The organism is Citrobacter sp. wls710, assembly GCF_005281115.1.
In the GTDB taxonomy this organism is placed as follows: Bacteria; Pseudomonadota; Gammaproteobacteria; order Enterobacterales; family Enterobacteriaceae; genus Citrobacter; species Citrobacter werkmanii.
Map to the genome: position 1 here is coordinate 96025 of NZ_SZXD01000029.1, position 20289 is coordinate 116313.

23 protein-coding genes are annotated in these 20289 nt (G+C 49.6%); 15 read left to right on the forward strand and 8 right to left on the reverse strand.

Annotation, left to right across the window (positions count from 1 at the left end; all coding sequences use genetic code 11):
• The first annotated feature begins 180 nt into the window (after window positions 1–180).
• Window positions 181–1704 (forward strand): cyclic di-3',5'-guanosine monophosphate phosphodiesterase PdeG, encoded by a 1524-nt coding sequence (gene pdeG, locus FDX14_RS12275; RefSeq protein WP_137349613.1) that lies wholly within the window; start codon window positions 181–183, stop codon window positions 1702–1704.
• A gap of 166 nt (window positions 1705–1870) precedes the next feature.
• Window positions 1871–2077 carry a hypothetical protein gene (locus tag FDX14_RS12280; RefSeq protein WP_137349614.1) on the forward strand — a complete coding sequence of 69 codons (207 nt, stop codon included), beginning with the start codon at window positions 1871–1873 and terminating at the stop codon, window positions 2075–2077.
• A 128-nt stretch (window positions 2078–2205) separates the two neighbouring features.
• Here the strand turns inward: FDX14_RS12280 and FDX14_RS12285 are convergent, their stop codons facing one another.
• Both FDX14_RS12285 and FDX14_RS12290 read right to left on the reverse strand, forming a co-directional pair.
• Complete coding sequence (locus FDX14_RS12285; protein WP_042309317.1) at window positions 2206–2496, reverse strand: Bor family protein; 291 nt, start codon at window positions 2494–2496, stop codon at window positions 2206–2208.
• Between the two features lie 341 nt (window positions 2497–2837).
• Entirely contained in the window at window positions 2838–4925 is a 2088-nt protein-coding gene (locus FDX14_RS12290) for a TonB-dependent receptor (protein WP_137349615.1), read from the reverse strand.
• Window positions 4926–5353: 428 nt separating this feature from the next.
• Between FDX14_RS12290 and FDX14_RS12295 the strand changes: the two genes are divergently transcribed.
• From FDX14_RS12295 to FDX14_RS12340, 10 genes are all read left to right on the forward strand, one after another.
• A complete protein-coding gene (locus tag FDX14_RS12295; protein WP_061381497.1) occupies window positions 5354–6940 on the forward strand; it encodes an ABC transporter substrate-binding protein in 1587 nt (528 codons plus the stop codon).
• Window positions 6940–7914 (forward strand): ABC transporter permease, encoded by a 975-nt coding sequence (locus FDX14_RS12300; RefSeq protein ID WP_061381523.1) that lies wholly within the window; start codon window positions 6940–6942, stop codon window positions 7912–7914. Before FDX14_RS12295 ends, FDX14_RS12300 begins: the two co-directional genes overlap by 1 nt.
• A complete protein-coding gene (locus FDX14_RS12305) occupies window positions 7904–8716 on the forward strand; it encodes an ABC transporter permease (protein ID WP_042308942.1) in 813 nt (270 codons plus the stop codon). The genes FDX14_RS12300 and FDX14_RS12305 overlap by 11 nt, the downstream gene beginning before the upstream one ends.
• Complete coding sequence (locus FDX14_RS12310; RefSeq protein ID WP_079224531.1) at window positions 8710–9504, forward strand: ATP-binding cassette domain-containing protein; 795 nt, start codon at window positions 8710–8712, stop codon at window positions 9502–9504. Before FDX14_RS12305 ends, FDX14_RS12310 begins: the two co-directional genes overlap by 7 nt.
• Complete coding sequence (locus FDX14_RS12315) at window positions 9488–10078, forward strand: ATP-binding cassette domain-containing protein (RefSeq protein ID WP_042308939.1); 591 nt, start codon at window positions 9488–9490, stop codon at window positions 10076–10078. The genes FDX14_RS12310 and FDX14_RS12315 overlap by 17 nt, the downstream gene beginning before the upstream one ends.
• Before the next feature lie 88 nt (window positions 10079–10166).
• Window positions 10167–10817 (forward strand): metal-binding protein ZinT, encoded by a 651-nt coding sequence (gene zinT / locus FDX14_RS12320; RefSeq protein WP_137349616.1) that lies wholly within the window; start codon window positions 10167–10169, stop codon window positions 10815–10817.
• A 139-nt stretch (window positions 10818–10956) separates the two neighbouring features.
• Window positions 10957–11595 (forward strand): leucine efflux protein LeuE, encoded by a 639-nt coding sequence (gene leuE / locus FDX14_RS12325; protein ID WP_137349617.1) that lies wholly within the window; start codon window positions 10957–10959, stop codon window positions 11593–11595.
• Between the two features lie 173 nt (window positions 11596–11768).
• Window positions 11769–12131, forward strand: coding sequence for a DUF1971 domain-containing protein YeaR (gene yeaR / locus FDX14_RS12330; RefSeq protein WP_061381493.1), 363 nt, complete (start codon window positions 11769–11771; stop codon window positions 12129–12131).
• 3 nt (window positions 12132–12134) lie between these two features.
• The gene (locus FDX14_RS12335) at window positions 12135–12317 is read left to right on the forward strand and encodes a DUF1869 domain-containing protein (RefSeq protein ID WP_003832433.1); all 183 of its coding nucleotides are present in this window, start codon (window positions 12135–12137) and stop codon (window positions 12315–12317) included.
• 219 nt (window positions 12318–12536) lie between these two features.
• Complete coding sequence (locus FDX14_RS12340; RefSeq protein ID WP_042308932.1) at window positions 12537–13181, forward strand: hypothetical protein; 645 nt, start codon at window positions 12537–12539, stop codon at window positions 13179–13181.
• Between the two features lie 52 nt (window positions 13182–13233).
• Here FDX14_RS12340 and fdhF read toward each other — a convergent pair whose 3' ends face one another.
• Window positions 13234–15381 carry a formate dehydrogenase subunit alpha gene (gene fdhF, locus FDX14_RS12345; protein ID WP_061381492.1) on the reverse strand — a complete coding sequence of 716 codons (2148 nt, stop codon included), beginning with the start codon at window positions 15379–15381 and terminating at the stop codon, window positions 13234–13236.
• Window positions 15382–15742: 361 nt separating this feature from the next.
• On the opposite strand from fdhF, the gene FDX14_RS12350 reads away from it, so the two are divergent.
• Window positions 15743–15991: a GlsB/YeaQ/YmgE family stress response membrane protein gene (locus FDX14_RS12350; RefSeq protein WP_137349618.1), complete on the forward strand. Its 249-nt coding sequence runs from the start codon at window positions 15743–15745 to the stop codon at window positions 15989–15991.
• 48 nt (window positions 15992–16039) lie between these two features.
• On the opposite strand, the gene yoaJ is transcribed toward FDX14_RS12350, so the two are convergent.
• From yoaJ to FDX14_RS12365, 3 genes are read right to left on the reverse strand one after another with little or no spacing between them, the layout of a single operon-like run.
• A complete protein-coding gene (yoaJ, locus tag FDX14_RS12355; RefSeq protein WP_137349652.1) occupies window positions 16040–16114 on the reverse strand; it encodes a protein YoaJ in 75 nt (24 codons plus the stop codon).
• A gap of 2 nt (window positions 16115–16116) precedes the next feature.
• Window positions 16117–16215, reverse strand: coding sequence for a YoaK family small membrane protein (locus FDX14_RS12360; RefSeq protein ID WP_038640017.1), 99 nt, complete (start codon window positions 16213–16215; stop codon window positions 16117–16119).
• A 47-nt stretch (window positions 16216–16262) separates the two neighbouring features.
• Window positions 16263–17288, reverse strand: coding sequence for a sensor domain-containing diguanylate cyclase (locus FDX14_RS12365; RefSeq protein ID WP_137349619.1), 1026 nt, complete (start codon window positions 17286–17288; stop codon window positions 16263–16265).
• A 186-nt stretch (window positions 17289–17474) separates the two neighbouring features.
• Between FDX14_RS12365 and FDX14_RS12370 the strand changes: the two genes are divergently transcribed.
• Complete coding sequence (locus FDX14_RS12370) at window positions 17475–17726, forward strand: putative hemolysin (RefSeq protein WP_079224523.1); 252 nt, start codon at window positions 17475–17477, stop codon at window positions 17724–17726.
• A 7-nt stretch (window positions 17727–17733) separates the two neighbouring features.
• Here FDX14_RS12370 and FDX14_RS12375 read toward each other — a convergent pair whose 3' ends face one another.
• On the reverse strand, window positions 17734–18081 hold the full coding sequence (locus FDX14_RS12375) for a DUF488 domain-containing protein (RefSeq protein ID WP_042308923.1): 348 nt from the start codon (window positions 18079–18081) through the stop codon (window positions 17734–17736).
• A gap of 198 nt (window positions 18082–18279) precedes the next feature.
• On the opposite strand from FDX14_RS12375, the gene FDX14_RS12380 reads away from it, so the two are divergent.
• Entirely contained in the window at window positions 18280–18987 is a 708-nt protein-coding gene (locus FDX14_RS12380) for a CTP synthase C-terminal region-related (seleno)protein (RefSeq protein WP_042308921.1), read from the forward strand.
• 37 nt (window positions 18988–19024) lie between these two features.
• Here FDX14_RS12380 and FDX14_RS12385 read toward each other — a convergent pair whose 3' ends face one another.
• The gene (locus tag FDX14_RS12385; protein ID WP_042308919.1) at window positions 19025–20212 is read right to left on the reverse strand and encodes a CynX/NimT family MFS transporter; all 1188 of its coding nucleotides are present in this window, start codon (window positions 20210–20212) and stop codon (window positions 19025–19027) included.
• Window positions 20213–20289: the final 77 nt, after the last annotated feature.

Consider the following 20289-nt stretch of genomic DNA (forward strand, 5'->3'; position numbering starts at 1 on the left):
GCTATTGCTCTGAAAGTGCACAATGATTATTTACTATTAATCAATGCGTTATGATGAGATTTAGAAAAAGTGATTGGCTTCATGGCGATTTATGTTGCTGTCGACCATGCTCTGTAGAGACAAACATGATTCAGTCAACGTCCGTTTTAACGTGTTCATTTTTCGCCACAGGATATAAGAATGCGCAAAGCACTGTTACCGATACTTGCTGCGATATGTCTGTTCGTAATCGGTGTTTTTATTCTCAATATGCAGCTTTGGTATTCCTCATCAATGGAAGCTCTTGGTGGGGCACGATATGCCGCGAAAAATATGGACAACATACTTAATGAAGCTTTTCAGGCAACGGGTACCGCTAAGCGCATCGCTGAAAAAAAATGCGACCTGGAGAGCCAATACCAGCTCGGAACTGAAGCTGCGCTTCGGCCCCATTTACGAACGCTGATTATTATCCGGCAAGGGACGGTTTGGTGTACCTCACTGCCAGGTAATCGGATCTTGTTGAAACAGATACCCGTGATACCTGATACGAATTTGCTGTTGGCCTCTGCACAAAATACCGTGAATGAGATACCCGTTTTACTTTATCAGACTCATTTTCAAACAAGTAGTATCATTATCACGATAAGTGGGGTGCATATCCGGGGCGCATTGAATGTCCCATTAAAAGGACTGACCTATTCATTGCGGGTAGGCGACAAAGTGCTTGGTTCATCGACGGAAGTGAAAGTCTTCAAGGCGAGTGCGCAGCAGTCTGGTCAAGTGAATTCTGCAAAGTATCCCTTCAGCATTATTTTCGAACAGCCTCCATTATTTAGCTTAAAAAGGCTCGTCACTAATGGTCTGGGAATTCTGATTTTCATCCTGCTGATCTCGGTCGCTGTGGCTTATGCCATCGATAAATATTTGAATAAGGATGATACCCCTGAAGAAACGTTGCGCAGAGCGATAGATAAAGGGGAGATAGTGCCTTTTTATCAACCAATCGTAAATGGTCGCGATGGAACGTTACGCGGTGTCGAGGTGCTGGCCAGATGGAAGCACCCAAGGGCTGGATATATCTCTCCGGCCTCTTTTATTCCAGTTGCCGAAAAATCAGGTCTGATAGTGCCGCTTACTCAAAGCTTGATGAGGCAGGTCGCTGCGAATATGAACTCCATCGCCAGCAAATTGTCATCCGGCTTCCATGTCGGAATTAACTTCAGCGCAACCCATATCACTTCCCCTACGTTTGTGGAGGAGTGCCTGCGCTACAGAGACAGTTTCAGCCGTAATGATTTAAATTTGGTGATCGAGGTGACTGAACGAGAACCGTTGTATGTGGATGATGATCTTGTGCAGAGGCTCAATACGCTTCATGAAAATGGTTTTGTCATTGCGTTAGATGATTTTGGTACAGGCTATTCTGGACTTTCTTACTTGCATGATCTGCACATTGACTATATCAAGATCGATCAGAGTTTTGTGGGACGGGTAAATGACCTGCCTGATTCAACCCGAATTTTAGATTGTGTCCTCGACCTGGCACGTAAGCTGTCATTAAGCATTGTTGCTGAAGGTGTTGAAACGAAGGCGCAGCTTGATTATCTCAACAAAAACAACATTGTTTTCCTGCAAGGGTACTACTTTTATAAACCGGTCACTTTTACTGAGTTTATTCTTATTCTGCTTTCAAAACCCAAAGTGAAGGTTTTTGTCGAATAAAATGGAAGGTATCTTGTTGATAGAAGTGAGAATGGGGAGGAATTGGCCGTAGAAAACCTGTTTTTTCTTTATCGTGAGATGAATCTCAGACTGTGTTATTCAAAGAGCATATCCTTAGTTGTGTAGCGGTTATTTGCGTTCTCACATACAGCAAACGGATAACAGTATGACAGATATAACCTTTACTAAGGGACACACTTCAAGTCGCGAAGTGACGGTAGTACATAAGAAAAAGTTGGCTGCGCGCACTAGAGTTCAGTACTCAAACCACGATCAATTAGCTATTGCTGCAGTTCTGTTTGTAGGCGGTATCGCCGGAGCTATTGTTTTGGCAACGTACTTACTGATACTGGAAGGGATATTTCTGTACTAATTGTTTAATTGTTCTTATGTTTTATTACGATGTTTGTTGTGTTGCTAATGCCATTTCTCAGTAATGATCAATATTATTAACCATCAGTAAAGTTAAGCAGGTATTCCTGAAAACACCTGCTTAAAATATCATTTAGAACAATATACTCTGGCTTCCCGAGGAGTATAGATGCCAATCGTGATGATGCGCAAGAAAACATCCATACCAGACTCCTGAACTTCTGTACGAACAACTTTGTCTGCACCGCCGCATACAGAAGCTGCATCGATGGTTTGTGACTGGCCAATACCATTAATGAAAAAATTCTGTCTGGTTTCCTGAGAGGGTTTTTCTGCAATGCCGTTGTTGATTTTAAAGGTTTGCTGAGCGCAACCGGATAGAGCTGTTGCCGCAATAATTGCAATCATTAACTTTTTCATTTTTACCATTTTATAGTGTGGGATAGAGAGCAAATGATCTTCTTTAATGCTGCTGGTACATATCCGACCAGCACTTATGTCTGGCACTATTATGCTGACTGTTTATCTATTATTTAGTTAGATAAATGAGTAATGAATTTTCTGTTTCGACTTTGTAGAACATTAGTGATTGCTTGCGATATCAGCTTACATTTTATCAATGTCAGCATTAAAGTGGATAAAATATATGGGAGTTAATGTGTTTTTCTCGGAAACATCAATACTATATAAGTGAGGTCTCGAACAGTTACGTATTTGAACAGAGCTATCAGAGATAGCCCTGCCAATAAAACATTTTAAAATTAGAACTGATAGTTTAAAGAAACCCAATAATTACGGCCTGGATTTACGTATCCAGTGGTGGATTGCGCAGTCTGATAGTAATCACCTGCATAGGTGCTATTACGGCCCACCTGGTACAGTTTAACTTCGCTGAAGTCTTTATCCAGTACGTTATTGACTGCCGTATTTAGCGTCAGGTCTTTGGTCAACTTATAAGACATTCCCATATCGAGAACGGTCCAGGCTTTTAAATCCGCGCCTTTGTCGTCATACACCGCCTTTTGTACCGCGCTGAGGTTCTCGTAATTTTCGGTAAAGCGTGGCGCCTTACCGCGATAACGGGCGCTCAACCAGGCGTTCATATCTTCTGTAGCCTGCCAGTTCAGGCGAGCGTTAGCCATATGCTTGGGGGTGTAGCTCAACGGCGCGCCTTTATTATCACCATCTTTTTGTTTGCTCTGTGTGTAGGTGTAGTTGAGGGATAAACTCAGTACGTCCGACCAGAGAGGGAAGGTGCTGGCGAATTCAATACCATCGGTCCTTGCCTTACCGCTGTTGGTATAGCTGTTGGTATTATCATCGATAGAATACGAGACAATTTTATTTTTATATTCGCTATAGAAGCCGGTAACGTTGGCGTTCAGTCCGGCCTCGTTTTCATAATATAGCCCGGTTTCGTAGCTGATACTTTCTTCCGGCTTGAGGTCAGGGTTACCTACAGTATTAACAGTTCCTTGCGCAGTTACGCCGCTAATGCCGTTATGCAACTGGCTGAGTGAGGGCGCTTTATAACCTGTAGTAACACCGCCTTTGAGCGTCCACTCATCGGAGACATCCCAAACCATATAGGCGCGAGGACTCAGGTGGCCGCCAAACACATCATTATGCTCATAACGGGTACCTGCGGTTAACGCCAATGAGTCGAGTATATGCCATTCATCTTCCGCGTAGGCTGCCCACGTTTTTTGGTGGAACGTCTCGCCGGTATTGGCCAGTACAACACCGTCTTTCATTCGCGCATCCCAGTATTCCCCACCAAGGGTTAACAGGTGTGAGTCACCTAATGGCGTCAGTAGCACCGAGTCCAGAATGACGTTAGTGTTTTTCAGTTCACGCGCATCACCGGCGCGGCCAGCGTTTTCCGGCGTGAGTGCGGAGGAGACCAGTTGTCGGCCTTTGTTCTCGGTCTCATTCCAGCCGAGGGATGATTTCCAGGTGCCGAACGTTAAAGCGGTATCGTGGCCGAGAGTCACTTTGTTGCGTTCATAGCGCAGCGTTTTATCATAACCCCCCGTCAGGTTGCCCAACTGTCCATCGTCATTGTCATAGCGCTGTCTGGCAGAGTCGAGATCTAACCACAACGTATTGTTCTCATTGGCTTTCCAGTCCAGTCGGGTGCCGATATTATAGTTCTCAGATTCAGTAGGATAGGGTACGCGAGTAGAGGCGGTATCGCTCAAAGAGGTGACGCTTGAACCCTGGCGCTGGGTTGTGCTCCCGCGAACCTGCATATCCAGCACGCCTGCGATTAACGGACCGCTGGACCAGAAGTTGGCGACCGTGCTGTTACCCCATTTATTACTCTCTTGCAGGTTAACGCCAGTATTGATGGAGGTGCTCCATTTATCGGTGCTTTTTTTGGTGATGATATTCACCACGCCACCGATTGCGTCGGAGCCATAAAGCGTCGACATTGGGCCGCGGATCACTTCGATATGATCGATTGCCGCCAGCGGTGGCATAAAGCTGGTATTCATGGCAGAGAAGCCGTTTGGCGTTACATCGCTGCTGCCGTTTTGACGAATACCGTCAATCAGTATCATGGTATAGCTCGCAGGCATACCACGGATGCTGATCTCCAGACCACCGGTTTTACCGGTGCTGCTTTCAACATCCACGCCCTCTACTGAACGCAAGGCTTCTCCTAAGTCATTATATTTATTGGTTTGTAATTCTTGCTGCGAAATTACGGAAACACTGGCCGCTGCGTTGGTAATTTTCTTTTCGTAACCGGAGGCGGTGACGACCATTACATCTTCAGCAAAAACCAGGGGGCTGGTGAAACCCAGACAGGACAGAACGACAGAGGCAACAGGTTTTAAACGCATAGTCAAACTTCCTTTGTTAAAATTCAAAGGCAGTAAGATAATTGATGGAAATGATAATACAAATAATTATCATTACAAATTTACATAACTTGTCACTTCTGGTGTTTTTCTTGAATAAATATACATAAGTTGTCATTAAGTTAGCGCAGGGAATGGTAGGGATTAGAATAGTCTTCATGTGAAACTATTGGATATAAATTAATATGTTAATGAATAAATCGCTAAATTTTAAACTGTTTCTGGGATTCATATCGTACTCATAACGGAGTATCAGAAAAAAGTATGATAATTTTAGAAAATCGTCATACTTTTCTGCGCCGCATCATTTTTTTCGCCAATTCTCTTCGCCATAATCCCTTTCCCAGGAGACTGCTTAACGACAAGGCATCGTTAAGCGGCATATACATAACGCAAATCTGGATAAAATAATGATCAAAGGCAAGCTGGCACTCCTGACGTGTGCATTGACTCTCGCATTAACCTCACCACTCCTCGCCGCGCAGAATGCGGACGCAGGTCAGACGTTAAAACTGGCGATTGGACCAGAGCCAACGGAAGGGTTTGACCCGATGTTGGGCTGGAGTCATGGCAGCTATTTGCTTTTGCATGCACCGTTATTAAAACAAAATGCAGATATGAGCTGGGGAAACCTGCTGACGGAGAAGGTGGTGACCAGCGCTGATGGCAAAACCTGGACGCTGACGCTAAAACCTGACCTTAAATTTTCTGATGGTTCGCCGCTAACCGCTGAAGATGTTGTGTTCACCTATAACAAAGCAGCAAAAAGCGGTGGGAAAATTGACATGGGGAACTTCGCTCATGCCAGTTTGAAAGATAACCGCACGGTAGAAGTGACACTGAGTAACCCGCAGAGCACCTTTGTGAATGTGCTGGGATCTTTAGGCATTGTTCCGGCAAAGCTATATAACGAAAAAACATTCGCCAAACATCCGATTGGTGCAGGTCCTTATCGGTTGGTGAGTTTCCAACCCGGGCAGCAACTGATTGTGGAGGCTAACCCCTGGTATGCCGGTAAGAAAAATGATTTCAGCAAGCTGGTGTTTGTTTTCCTTGATGAAGATAACGCTTATGCCGCAGCGCGCAGTGGGCAATTGGGATTAGTACGTATTGCGCCTTCGATGGCGGTCGCCCCTCAGCAGCAGAATTTGAAACTGTGGGTGCGTAACAGCGTGGAGAACCGGGGCATTGTGTTCCCGATGATTCCTGCAGGTAAAAAAGACGCCAATGGTTATCCAATTGGTAACGATATCACAGCCGATGTCGCGATCAGACGCGCCATCAATTACGCTATTGATCGTAAGCAGCTCGCCGAGCAGGTTATGGAAGGTCATGCGATCCCCGCCTATAGCGCGGTTCAAGGCCTGCCGTGGCAGGGGCAGTCAGTCGCGTTCAAAGATGGCGACAGCGAAAAAGCACGAATGATTCTGGAAGAAGCTGGCTGGAAAGTGGGGAAAGACGGTGTACGAGTGAAAGAGGGCAAAGAGGCGCGCCTGACTTTATGGTATGCCAGCGGTGACAGTACCCGCCGGGATTTAGCCGAAGCAGTCCGTGCGATGCTGGAGCCTGTGGGTATCCAGGTATCATTGCAATCCGGAAGCTGGGAAACCGTTGAGCGTCATATGCATGCCAACCCGACGCTGTTTGGTTGGGGAAGCCTGGATCCCATGGAGCTGTTCCATCATTACAGCAATCAGGCTGCGGGCGTGGAGTATTACAATCCCGGTTACTACAGTAATTCTGTCGTTGAAGAGCATCTCAAACAGGCTATTGATGCACCGGACTGGCAAAAAGCGCTGCCTTTCTGGCAACAGGTTGAGTGGGATGGCAAGCAAGGCGCTGGTGTACAGGGCGATGCCGCATGGGCATGGTTATTGAATATTCAGCACACTTACCTGGCAAATCCATGTATTGACTTAGGCAAAGGCGCACCGGAAATTCACGGGAGCTGGTCACTGCTCAATAATCTGGATGAATGGACCTGGACCTGCCGTTGATGAAGTCTGTAGTGGGCCATTTTCTCCGGCTGATAGTGTTATTAGTGCTGGTTGCGGCTGGCACTTTTGTGCTGCTCAGCTTTTCTCCGGTCGATCCGATTCGCGCCTATATCGGCAACGATCTCCTGCACGTGCCGCCGGAACAATATGCGCGTATCGCCGCTCGCTGGGGATTGGACCAGCCGCTGTGGGAGCGTTTTGGTAGCTGGTTTATACGTGTATTGCAGGGCGATCTCGGCTACTCGATGTTGTTTAATGCGCCGGTTGCCAGCGTGATCAAGGAGCGTTTTGCTACCTCGTTTGCGCTGCTTAGCGGCGCATGGCTGCTCTCCGGTATAGTGGGGACGGCAATGGGATTTGTCGCCGGACGCTACCTGAATCGCTGGCCGGATAAAGCAATTTGTCGCCTCAGCTATCTGCTTTCCTCGTTGCCGACCTTCTGGATTGGCATGCTGCTGCTGGCATTATTTGCCGTTCGTTGGCCGGTATTCCCGGTATGCTGTGCGTGGGAGCCGGGCAACAACAGTGATATGGCGACACTAACCGAGCGTCTGCGCCATCTGGTGCTTCCTGTTTGTGCGCTAAGTTTGCTGGGGCTGGGGCAGATTACGCTTCATACGCGGGAAAGTATCGCCAGCGTCATGAAGAGCGAATTTGTCCGTTTTGCGCGCTCTCAGGGTGACAAAGGTTGGTCGCTGTTGCGCCATCAGGTTCTGCGCCACGCTATCACGCCCGCGCTGTGCCTGCAGTTCGCCTCGCTGGGAGAACTGTTGGGGGGCGCACTGCTGGCAGAAAAGGTTTTTGCTTATCCCGGGCTTGGGCAGGCGACCATTGATGCCGGATTGCGGGGCGATCTACCGTTACTCATGGGGATCGTCTTATTTAGCACCGTGCTGGTTTTCATTGGCAATTCACTTTCTACCTGGTTTGTTCATGTGTTGAACCGTGCTCTGGAGCGACCCGATGCTCTATAATCCGACGCCGACGCTTATTCGTCTGGTGCTCTCTTTTAGCTGCCTGCTAATCATTGCGGTGTATGGCGCAGCCACGCTGGACAACCCGTTGAGCGTGAATTTACTTGCCCGTCATCTGCCCCCCGATGCGCTGTACTGGTTCGGTACCGATAACCTCGGTCGCGATCTGTGGGTGCGTTGCTTTCAGGGGGCATTAACCAGTCTGCAAATTGGTATTGGCGCGGCCTTGTGCAGCGGCTTCATTGCGTTAATTATGGCGGCGGTTTCGCGCCTGCATCCTCGACTAGACGTGCTTATGCGTCTGATAACTGATGCCATGCTGTCGATGCCGCATCTGCTGCTGCTTATTTTGATTTGTTTTACGCTGGGCGGCGGGAAAAGTGGGGTGATCATGGCGGTGGCGCTAACCCACTGGCCGCGCCTCGCATTGATTCTGCGTGCTGAGGCCGAGCGCGTTGCCCATAGCGATTATCTGACGCTGACATGGCGTCTGGGACATGGTCATTTTTACTGCTGGCGACATCACTATCTACCGGCATTGTTACCCCAATGGCTCACGGGGACATTGCTGATGTTTCCCCATGCGGTGCTGCACAGCGCGGCGTTGAGTTTCCTTGGTTTTGGACTAGCGCCGCATGAACCCTCGTTGGGCCTGCTGCTGGCGGATGCTCTGCGGTTCATCAGTCATGGCGACTGGTGGTTAGTGTTGTTTCCGGGGCTGATGTTATTCAGCCTGGTGATGTTATTCGATCAGCTCGCGAGGGCAGTGCATCGTTTATGGTTGCGAGGTGACATATGTTGAGTTTGAAACAGGTCTCGCTGGACGTGGCGCGTTATCGTTGGTTCGGCGCGAGAAAATGGTCTCCGCTGTTGCAGGATATCTCTTTCGACGTTGCACCCGGCCAGATGGTGGCTTTAGTTGGGGGAAGCGGTGAAGGGAAAAGTTTGCTCCTGCAATGTCTGCTCGATCTTTTACCGGAAAATTTGCGTCTGCACGGCGCCATAACCCTTGATGGCAAAATGCTGAACAGTCAAGACATCCGCGAATGTCGGGGCAATACCTTCAGCTATGTCCCGCAAGGCGTTCAGGCGCTGAATCCGCTGCTCTCAATTGAAAAGCATTTACGTAGAGCAAGTCAGCTCTCCGGCCAAACCTGGAATGCCGGAAAAATAGAAAAATTGCTCCAGCGTAGTCAACTGGAAACCAGCGTATTAGATGCTTTCCCGCGTCAGCTTTCGGGCGGTATGGCGAAACGTGTTCTGGCCTGTCACGCGTCGCTGAGTCAGGCCCGCTATATTCTGGCCGACGAAATTACCGCCTGGCTTGATGCGCCATTGGCTAATCAACTGCTTGAGCAGTTGCGTGGTTTATGTGAACAGGGGGCTGGTGTTTTATGGGTGACGCACGATCTCACGCTGGCGGCCCGCCATGCGGATCGCATCGTCGCGCTGCACCAGGGAAGCGTGTCGGATAACGTTAGTCGTGAACAGCTGTTGCGCGGGGAAATTAGCGAGCATCTGCAACGTCAATGGCAGGCTCTGCCTGAGAGAAATCAATTGTTTGGAGTGCGGGATGCTGTGCTGTCGTGATGTCGTGATTCGTCAGGGAGGGAAGGTGCTGTGGCAAAACCTTTCTTTCTCATTGCACTCCGGTGAACGTATTGGGATTTGTGCGCCCAGCGGAACCGGCAAAACGACGTTGGGACGTGTACTGGCGGGCTGGCAAAAGCCGACCTCGGGCGACATTCTTATCGATGACCAGCCACTACCGATGCATCAATATTGCCCGGTGCAACTGGTACCGCAGCATCCGGAATTAACCTTTAACCCACGGCGTAGCACCGGCGATGCGGTTCATGACGCCTGGCGGCCTGGCGCAGAAATCCTTACCCGCCTGCATATCAAACCGGAATGGTTAACCCGTCGCCCTGGCCAGCTTTCTGGTGGTGAACTGGCGCGAATCGCCATACTTCGTGCGCTGGACCCGCGTACCCGTTTTCTTATTGCCGATGAGATTACCGCCCAGCTCGATCCTTCCATTCAAAGAGATATCTGGGTACTGCTGCTCGAAGAATGCCAGCGTCGACCATTAGGCATGCTGATTATCAGCCATCAGCAGGCGCTGCTTGATCAGATCTGCACGCGGACGCTGCTTACGCCGTAATTTTACCCGTTCTGGTAAGTAACGATATTGATTAAATTGTGATGTTATATTATAACATTTCACTCGCAAATGATTTGAGGGTGAAATTTTGGCTATTCATTTTAAAAAACTGGCAATCGCTCTGGGGATGCTTTTAGCCAGTGGTCAGGTTTTGGCTCACGGTCACCATTCCCATGGTGTTCCAATGAGTGAAACAGAAAAAAAGGCGTCAGAAGGTGTGTTTGATAATAATCAGGTACAGAACAGAGCGCTAACCGACTGGGATGGCATGTGGCAATCTGTCTATCCGTACCTGGTCAGTGGCGAGCTTGATCCGGTATTCAAAAAGAAAGCGGAGAAAGATAAAAGCAAAACGGCAGAACAGATTAAAGATTATTACCGTCAAGGCTATGCAACTAACGTAGACACCATCGGTATTGAAAACGGTGTGATGGAATTTCATACCGGTAATCAGGTTACATCATGCAAATACGACTATGCCGGATATAAAATCTTGCACTATAAATCAGGCAAGAAAGGTGTACGTTATTTGTTTGAGTGTAAAGCTGCTGATAGCAAAGCGCCTAAATACGTCCAGTTCAGCGATCATATAATTGCTCCGCGCAAGTCAAGCCACTTCCATATTTTTATGGGAAATACCTCGCAGGCAGCCTTGCTCGAAGAGATGGAGAACTGGCCTACCTACTATCCTTATCAGTTGAAAGGTGAAGAGGTGGTGGATGAGATGCTGCACCATTAATCCGGACTAAGTTTATCTGTACATACCCGCCGTCCGTGGCGGGTATTTTAATTAACAACCTTCTCTTTCCATCCCCCTGCGCATTCGTTAGCATATTGTCTTGCAGCAAGTGCATGTGTTTTTTCAGGAAGAGGTTAACGTGTTTGCAGAGTATGGAGTTCTGAATTACTGGACATACCTGGTGGGAGCTATTTTTATCGTGCTGGTTCCGGGGCCAAATACGATATTTGTGTTGAAGAATAGCGTCGGTCGGGGTGTGAAGGGCGGTTATCTCGCCGCAAGCGGTGTGTTTATCGGTGATGCTGTGTTGATGTTTTTGGCCTATGCCGGTGTTGCCGCCTTGATCAAAACCACGCCTGTTTTGTTTAATATCGTTCGTTATCTCGGCGCTTTTTATCTGCTGTATCTCGGTGCGAAGATCCTGTACGCAACACTGAAATCGAAGGCGAGCGACGCCGCGGCTGAGGAAGTCCCGTTTGGCGCCATTTTTAAGCGCGCCTTAATTCTGAGCCTGACTAACCCAAAAGCTATCCTGTTTTATGTTTCATTCTTCGTGCAGTTCATTGATGTCAATGCGCCGCACTCAGGGCTGTCATTCTTTATTCTGGCCATTACGCTTGAGATCGTGAGCTTTTTCTACTTAAGCTTCCTTATTTTCTCCGGCGTGTTTGTGACCCAGTACATTCGCACCAAGAAGAAGTTGGCTAAGGTGGGTAACTCTCTTATCGGTCTGATTTTCGTTGGTTTTGCTGCCCGTCTGGCGACGCTTCAGTCGTAATCATTGGCCCGCTGAATATGGCGGGCTTCAATTTTTAGCTTTTCTTCCCCACGCATATCAGCTGCTGGTTATAACCAATAAATGGTATTTTAAATGTATATTTTGAGGCGTACTCTGTGCACAGCAGCGGTTGAATAAGACTCGCTGGTTGTTGACTGGAAAAGGGAAGAAAAATGCTTCAAATTCCACAGAATCATATCCATACACGCTCAACTCCGTTCTGGAACAAAGAAACTGCACCTGCCGGAATTTTCGAACGCCACCTTGATAAAGGCACCCGTGCCGGGGTTTATCCTCGACTGTCAGTTATGCAGGGGGCGGTTAAATATCTCGGCTACGCAGATGAACACAGCCTGGAGCCTGTAGAGGTGATGGTGATTGAAGCCGGTCAGTTTGGCGTTTTCCCGCCGGAAAAATGGCATAACATCGAAGTAATGACCGACGACACTTACTTTAATATCGATTTTTTCGTTGCCCCTGAAGTGTTGATGGAGAGTGCAAATCAACGAAAAGTCGTGCGCACTGGCAAGGAGTAAATCATGGGCAAAGCAACCTATACCGTCACAGTAACCAATAACAGCAATGGTGTGTCTGTCGATTACGAGACCGAAGCGCCGATGACATTATTGGTTCCGGATGTCGCGGCAGAAGTGGTCAAAGACCTGGTCAATACCGTCCGTTCATATGATACCGAAAATGAGCATGAAGTCTGCGGGTGGTAGGGCTTTAACTTCTGCTACCGTTTGAACTGATTGATTTTTAAATTGAAAACCGCACGGCGTTTTGATAGCGCAGGGCGGTTTTTTTATTTGAGTCGAATAGATCGCGGTCCGGAAAAAGATTTCTTAAGAATACCTTAAGAAATTCGCATCGTTTGCTAATAGTTAATCATTCATAGGGGTTATGATCGCAAAATAGTAACAATACAGAACTTTGCGCTTATGAAATTGAATACCCGACTTACATTATCCGCATTCATTCTTGGACTTGTCCTCGTAGCAATCCCGTTCACTGCGAACTGGCATCTTCCTCTGCTCAATGGCGCGGTCGTCACATGGATTGAAAATGGCCAGGCGCTATGGTTATTGTTTGGTGCAGTATTTACTCTCTGCTACATCCGGCCTTTATCACGTCCTGCAGGCGAGAAGCAATTTTGGCTTTGGGCGGCAGTATGGTGGTTGGTATTGCTGGGCCGAAGCACCAGTTGGGGCCGTGATTACTTCCCGGAGCATCCTAAACTGCTGTTCAGAGCTATCTCAGTCGTGTTAATTGCGATGATTATTCTGCCGGTCCTGCTGTCGAAGAACTTACGCCAGGATATTGCCCGGCGCTTGCGCAATGAACCGCTACCGCTGTGGCTACTTGCGATCACCGTCTGCGCATTTTTGATATCCGATACAGTGGAGCATCATCGCCTGCTGGCGCCTGTCTTTTTGCATAATGCCAGTTACGGCGATTTGATTGAAGAATTGTACGAACTGCCGTTTATGGCGGGATTGTTTCTGATGAACCTCGGTTTTATGCAACGGGATAAACAGCACGAGTCTGCCGCTATTCGTTTCAGTGAACCGCAACTGGCGAAGTAGTTGGATAAAGCCTGAGTCTGGAAGGCCAGACTCAGGCGGTCAGGGCGATACTTTACGCAATGGCCTCACATAAGCGTGATTTCATTTCGCTGTACGTTTGTGCGGCATACTTCTCCGCCCATCCCTGATCGGTAATGTGCTCAATTTTGACAGCACAATATTTGGTTTCCGGCGTTTTCGAGATCGGATCAAGGTTATCCTGTGTTAACTCGTTACACGCGCCAATCCACCATTGATAGGTCATATACACTGTTCCGGCATTAATACGCTCGGAGACATCCGCACGGCTGATGACCTTGCCTCGGCGCGAGCTTACCCACACCAGGTCACGATGACGGATGCCCAGTTTTTCTGCATCATCGGTGTTGATTTGAACATATCCTGGCTCATCTGCCAGCGCCTGTAATGCCGCGCAGTTGCCGGTCATCGAGCGGCAGGAGTAGTGCCCAACTTCGCGCACGGTACACAACACCAGAGGATAGGTCTCGTCAGGGACTTCAGCAGGAGCGCGCCACGGCGCGGCAAACAGTTTGCCTTTGCCATTAGCGGTATCAAACTGGCTGTGTGCATAAAGATACGGTGTTCCTGGGTGATCGAGATCCGGACAAGGCCACTGAACATGGCCCATTTCACCCATTTTCTCATAGGTTACGCCATAGAACAGCGGGCACAGTTCGCGCATTTCATCCCAGATTTGTTGGTTATTTTGATACTGCATCGGGTAGCCCATTTCGCTGGCCAACAGACTGATAATTTCCCAGTCACGTTTTACATCCCCGCTGGGTTCAATCGCTTTCTCGAAACGTTGGAAGCCACGATCGGCGCAGGTAAAGACGCCACCGTGTTCGCCCCATGATGTTGCCGGCAACAGGACGTCGGCCATCTCTGCCGTTTTGGTCATGAAGATATCCTGCACGACGATAAAATCGAGCGCGTTAAATCCTTCCCGGACCAGCCCCAAATCAGCCTCGGTTTGCAGCGGATCCTCGCCCATGATGTAGTAGGCTTTGATTTTGCCCTCAATCGCCAGATGCGGAACTTCGGTGATGCGCGTTCCGACCTTGTCATCCATCTGATTAACGTCAATCCCCCAGGCGGTGGCGAATTTCTCCCTGACGGCAAAATCGGTCACGTCCTGATACCCCGGAAACTGGTTAGGCAGTACGCCCATATCACATGCGCCCTGCACGTTATTTTGCCCGCGTACCGGGCCAACACCGACATTTGGACGTCCCAGATTCCCGGTCAGTAAGGCCAGGCTCGACAGTCCACGCACCACATCAACGGCCTGGCCAAACTGCGTGACGCCCATCCCCCACATCACGGTTGCCGATGGCGCCGCGGCAAATGTACGCATCGCCTGACGAACCTGTTGCGCAGGGACGCCGGTTAAATGTTCTACGGCTTCGGGGGCGTAGTCCTTAACGGTTTCCCAGTATGTTTCCAGACCTTCGGCATGTTTATGCACGTACTCGCGATCGTAAAGCTGCTCTTCAATAAGCACATGGCCAAAAGCGTTGACCAGCGCCATGTTGCAGCCATTTTTTAACTGCAAATGCTGATCGGCGATACGGGCGGTTTCAATACGGCGAGGGTCGCAAACAATGATTTTCGCGCCGTTCTGACGAGCTTTAATCACCCGACGGGCCACTATGGGGTGTGAGTCCGCGCAGTTATAACCAAAGATGAGCAGGCATTTTGAGTTTTCAATCTCGCTGATGGAGTTGCTCATTGCGCCATTGCCCAGCGTTTCCTGTAGACCCGCAACGGAAGGGCCGTGACAGACGCGGGCACAGCAGTCGACATTGTTGGTGTTGAGCACCCCACGGGCGAATTTTTGCATCACGTAGTTGGTCTCATTGCCTGTTCCCCGGGAGGAACCTGTCGTCATGATGGCGCGAGGACCATAGGTATTTTTGATTTCAGATAAGCGCTTAGCGGTGTAACGAATGGCCTCATCCCAGCTAACGGGAGTGAATTTTCCCCCTTTTTCATAACGGATCATCGGGCGAGTCAGACGGGGAGTTAGAAGGCGGGTGTCGTTCAGAAAGTCCCAACCATAATAGCCTTTCAGGCATAACTGATTTTGGTTCGTTACACCCTCAGCGGCTTCGGCGCGGATGATTTTGTTATTTTCAACAACAAGCTTGAGCTTGCACCCGGCCCCACAGTATGGGCATACACTGGTGATTTTTTTCATCAATAACAGACCTGTTAAATGCTGAAATAGCGCGAATTGTAGACGAAGCCACGTGAATAGATATCACGGGCTACGATGTGTCGTAGTGACGGGCTGTTAAAGCATAAAGCATGCCAAAGATGAAAACCCAGCATTGGCAGGGGTGCTGCCCAAGGAGCAGAGAGGAATGACTGTCGATTCGTCACTATTGACGAGAAGCGTCAAAAATATCACCGTTTTGACGCTGGGCTAACTCCATGAAACATCGGAAAAAGATGAAAAACACAGGTGATACCGATCACAAATTTTAATTTTTCAGCGCTATGCTATGCTTTTATACAACGAGTCAATCGTTAACCTAAAAGCATAAGTGAGGAAAATAATGGGCATTCTTTCATGGGTAATTTTCGGTCTTATCGCGGGGATTTTGGCAAAATGGATTATGCCGGGTAAAGATGGCGGCGGATTCTTTATGACCATTGTCTTAGGGGTTGTTGGTGCGGTGGTTGGCGGCTGGATCAGTACCTTCTTTGGCTTTGGTAAAGTTGATGGCTTCAACTTCGGTAGTTTCGTCGTAGCGGTTATCGGCGCGATCGTGGTGTTGTTTATCTACAGAAAGATCAAAAGCTAACTATCGATACAGAGATGAAAGGCCACTGAAGTGTGGCCTTTTTATTGGTTACCACCAGCCTAGTTCCGTACCCAGAACCACGATGATAGCCACGCAAATCATAATGAGCGTTGTTTTTTTCATCGTTATGCACCCGGCGCAGCGTAACCGCCAACAAAAAACCAGGATAAGAAAACGACAGCGGAAATAAAAATGATGACGGGAAAAATAATACCGAGTCGCATAGGATTATCTGCCAGAGTTATTTAAAGACGAGCCAGCATAGCAGGGCTTAATGTACGACAAAAGTGGTTTTATCCTGCCGCTTTTTATCTTTGTACATTGCGCTGTCTGCCATGTGAAGCGCACAGTTTACATCGGTCTCATGCGGATCAATTTCCACCACGCCCAGACTGGCTCCAGGATAAAACAGATGGACGCTGCCCAAGTTATAGTCGCCACAAATTCGCTGTTGCAGCTGATTTTTCACCTTTTGCAGGCGCTCGCATCGATCGCTTTCACTTTCCGGCGACAGGCTAACGACTAAAAATTCGTCACCGCCTAGTCGACCAAGGATATCATTGTCGCCGCATTCGTGGAGCAGACGCTGTCCTATCTGGATCAGGAACTGGTCGCCAACCTCATGACCAAAACGGTCATTAATCAGTTTAAAATCATCCAAATCAATATAGGCAACGACGACCTTCTGCTGGAGATGTCGGGCAAGCGAAAATAGGGTTTCAACATTTTCAAAAATCGAGCGCCGGTTCGGTAACCCGGTCAGCGCATCGGTGTAGGAATGAGCAATCAGCGCGGCGTTGGCTTCGCGTAACTGAGCGACCAGCGACTCTTTTTGAATAGACTGGGCGATCAGTCCTGCAAACAGATGCAGCACCTGTTCACCTCGCTCGCTCAATGCCTGCTGGCGGCGACTGGTGGCGCAGAGCGTACCGTAAAACGTTCCATCCGGAAGATGAACAGGCGTGCTCAGAAACGTGGTGATTTCCAGCGCGCGGGCTGCGCTGCATTCCGGCCAGCGTGCGGGCACGTTGTCGCTGTACAGGCAGTTATCCTCGATGGCGTGTTTGCATAGCGTCTCATCCCACGGGACGGATAGCCCTTCCGGGATCTGCATTTGTTTGCTATTGCGCGCGTACAAAATATGCTGCAGGCGAGCATCTAAATCGACTTTGGTTAAATAGGTTGATTCCATCTCTGTCACCACCTCCAGCATCTCCAGAAGTTGCCGAACCAGACTCTCAACAGTCTGCTCCGTGGCTAAGGATTGTGAGACTCTGGCGAGGATCATGTCCGACATGAGGTGTAAATACTCCTGAGTAATGACAAGGCTGGTGTTGTCCGCATGATAGAACATCAAGGTGTAAGATGAAACAAGCTATCCAGCTCAGAATGTAAACATAAAATGGATAGTTAGCAGGAAAACATGGAGATAGATGGAAAGTCGGGGTAACCTGCCAAAATAAGATTTTTAACAGGAGTAGATATGAAACTGGCGTTTGTTGTTTTGCCCGGCATGCTGGTGCTGGCAGGGTGTAGTACCCCGCAACCAGAAGCGCCAATGCCACCGAAAATTGGCATGGCGAATCCGGCATCGGTGTATTGCGAACAAAAGGGCGGCTCGCTGATTGCGATACAGACTCCGCAAGGGGTAAGGTCTGACTGCAAACTCCCCGGAGGGGAAACGATCGATGAATGGGAACTCTGGCGTAGAGACCATCCGGCAGCGGGGAAGTGATCCGCTGTTAGTATTGACGTAGCCATTCAGCCAGTACCAGCGCGTGGTTTTGCTGAGTATTCTTCGCCGCATACAGTAGCGTTAAGGTTTGCTGCCGGGCAATCTCTGCGAGACGCTTTCCTTCCTGCTGCTGTTGGGCCAGTTCGGTACGGTACTGCTGAGAGAAGTGCGCAAAATCAATCAGTTCTGCGTGAAATGCTTTACGTAAATCTGATGACGGCGTCAGCGCTTTATTCCATTCATTGAAAGCAAGATCAGTCTTTTTTATCCCACGTGGCCACAACCGGTCGACCAGGACGCGATAACCATCGCTTGCTTCTGCCGGGTCATACACGCGTTTACACTGAATATTCATCTCTTCATCCGCTCTGTTAAGCTGCCGCTTTGCTATTTAGCATCATTTTTATTACGGTTAAATAAGATCCTAAAACGTGACCATTATAGCATTTTGCCAGCCTGGACTCCCAATTTAAGGGATTGTGATACCGATGAAAAGTCGGTAGGCTGAGGCTCCTTATGTTGTCCCTCATTGTCTGGACATAAGGAAACCTTAATGGACATTTCCCCGATAAAAGATACGCTTCGCATTGCGCTGGTGGGCGATTACAACCCCGATATTGTGGCGCACCAGGCTATTCCCCTTGCTATTGATGATGCTGCTGCCGTGCTGGAGTTGGTGGCTGATTATGACTGGCTAACCACTTCTGATATCAATAGCAGCGAAGATCTGATTGGCTACGATGCCATCTGGGTCGTGCCAGGCAGCCCCTATCGACACCCAGAAGGTGCGCTGATTGCGATACGCTACGCACGCGAAAACAGCATTCCATTTTTAGGCACCTGTGGTGGTTTCCAACACGCCATACTGGAGTATGCCCGTAACGTGCTGGGCTGGAGCGATGCCGCGCATGCCGAAACGGATACCACTGGGCGAATGGTGATCGCGCCGTTGACCTGCTCGTTGGTAGAAAAAACGGATGATATTGAGCTCCGGGCCAATACGCTGATTGCGAAAGCCTATGGACGCGATGCTATCTCTGAGGGGTATCACTGCAACTATGGTGTGTCGGACGCTTTTGCTGCCGAGCTTGAGAGCGGCGATCTCCGGGTGACCGGTTGGGATGATGCCGGAGATATTCGCGCCATTGAACTGGTAACGCATCCTTTTTTTGTTGGCACACTCTTTCAGCATGAACGTGGCGCGCTGGCGGGTAAACCCGTGCCGTTAGTCCAGGCGATGCTCCGCGCCGCGCGGGGATAAAATGTAGGGCAGGAGGTTAGCTAACCTGCCCGCTACATTATGCGTTCGCGATCTCCCGATCGCGCCCTGCGCACAGACCAAACACGGCCATCAGCACCGCTAACCCGGCGACACCCGCTAATGGAATCAGCCAGCTACCGTTGAGGTCGTGAATTTTACCCATCAACGGTGGCCCGCAGGCGGCCAGTAAATACCCGACAGACTGCGCCATTCCGGACAACGCCGCGGCCTGATGTGCAGAGCTTGCGCGCAGGCCAATGAAGGTCAAGCCGAGGATCATGGTCGCACCTGAGCCAAAGCCAAACAGAATGGTCCACAGCAAAGCCTGGTCGGGCATTATGGCGAATCCCGCCGCGCCAACGGCACACATTACCGAAACCAGGGCGGCGATGGCTCGCTGATCCTTGAATCTGTTCAGGACGAGGGGAATCAATAACCCTGGCGCGGCGGTCGCCAGTTGCAGTAAACCGTGCAATGAACCGGCCTGCGCCTCGCTGTAACCGTGGCTGATTAAAATGGCGGGCAACCAGCCGATGATCACGTAATAGATAAGTGAGTTGATTCCCAGAAACAGGGTCACCTGCCAGGCGAGGCTGGAGCGCCAGATTGCACGGGAATGTAATGCGCGTGAGTTACTCAGGCTGGCATTGGTCGTCTGACGGCATTGGGGTAACCAGATAACCAGCGCCAGCAGCGGAAAAACCATCAACACCATCAGTGCGCCGCGCCAGCCAAATCCATTTAACGCCAGCGGAACAACCATGGCTGAACCCAGCGCCGCCGCTGCGCCCATGGTCAGCGAGTATGCGCCAGTCAGTTTTGCCACATGCTGGGCATAATCACGCTTTATCAGCCCCGGCAACAGGACATTGCCCAGGGCGATTCCGCACCCGATGATAGCGGTACCGATAAACAGCAATCCCGGTGAGGGCAGCGAGCGTATCGTAATACCGGCGCAAATCAGCAGCATAGCGGCAAACAGGCTGCGTTCGATGCCCCAGCGGCGCGCAACGGCTGCGGCCAGAGGGGATACCAGCGCGAAGGCCAGCAGCGGAAGGGTGGTCAACAGTCCCGTTTGGGCGGTACTCAGACCGTAGTCGGCACGAATTGCATCTAATAGCGGGGCGGCACCGGTAAAGGTAACGCGCAGCGTGGTGGCAATCATCAGGATACCCGCGATCAGCAAAGCAGCGTTTTTACCGCGGGAAGAAGGCGTATTTATCATTTTTTCCTCATCTTGTCAGGCGAGGCGATACCTTAGCGTTTTTACGCCATGAGTGAATCAAGCTAAAATGACAGTTT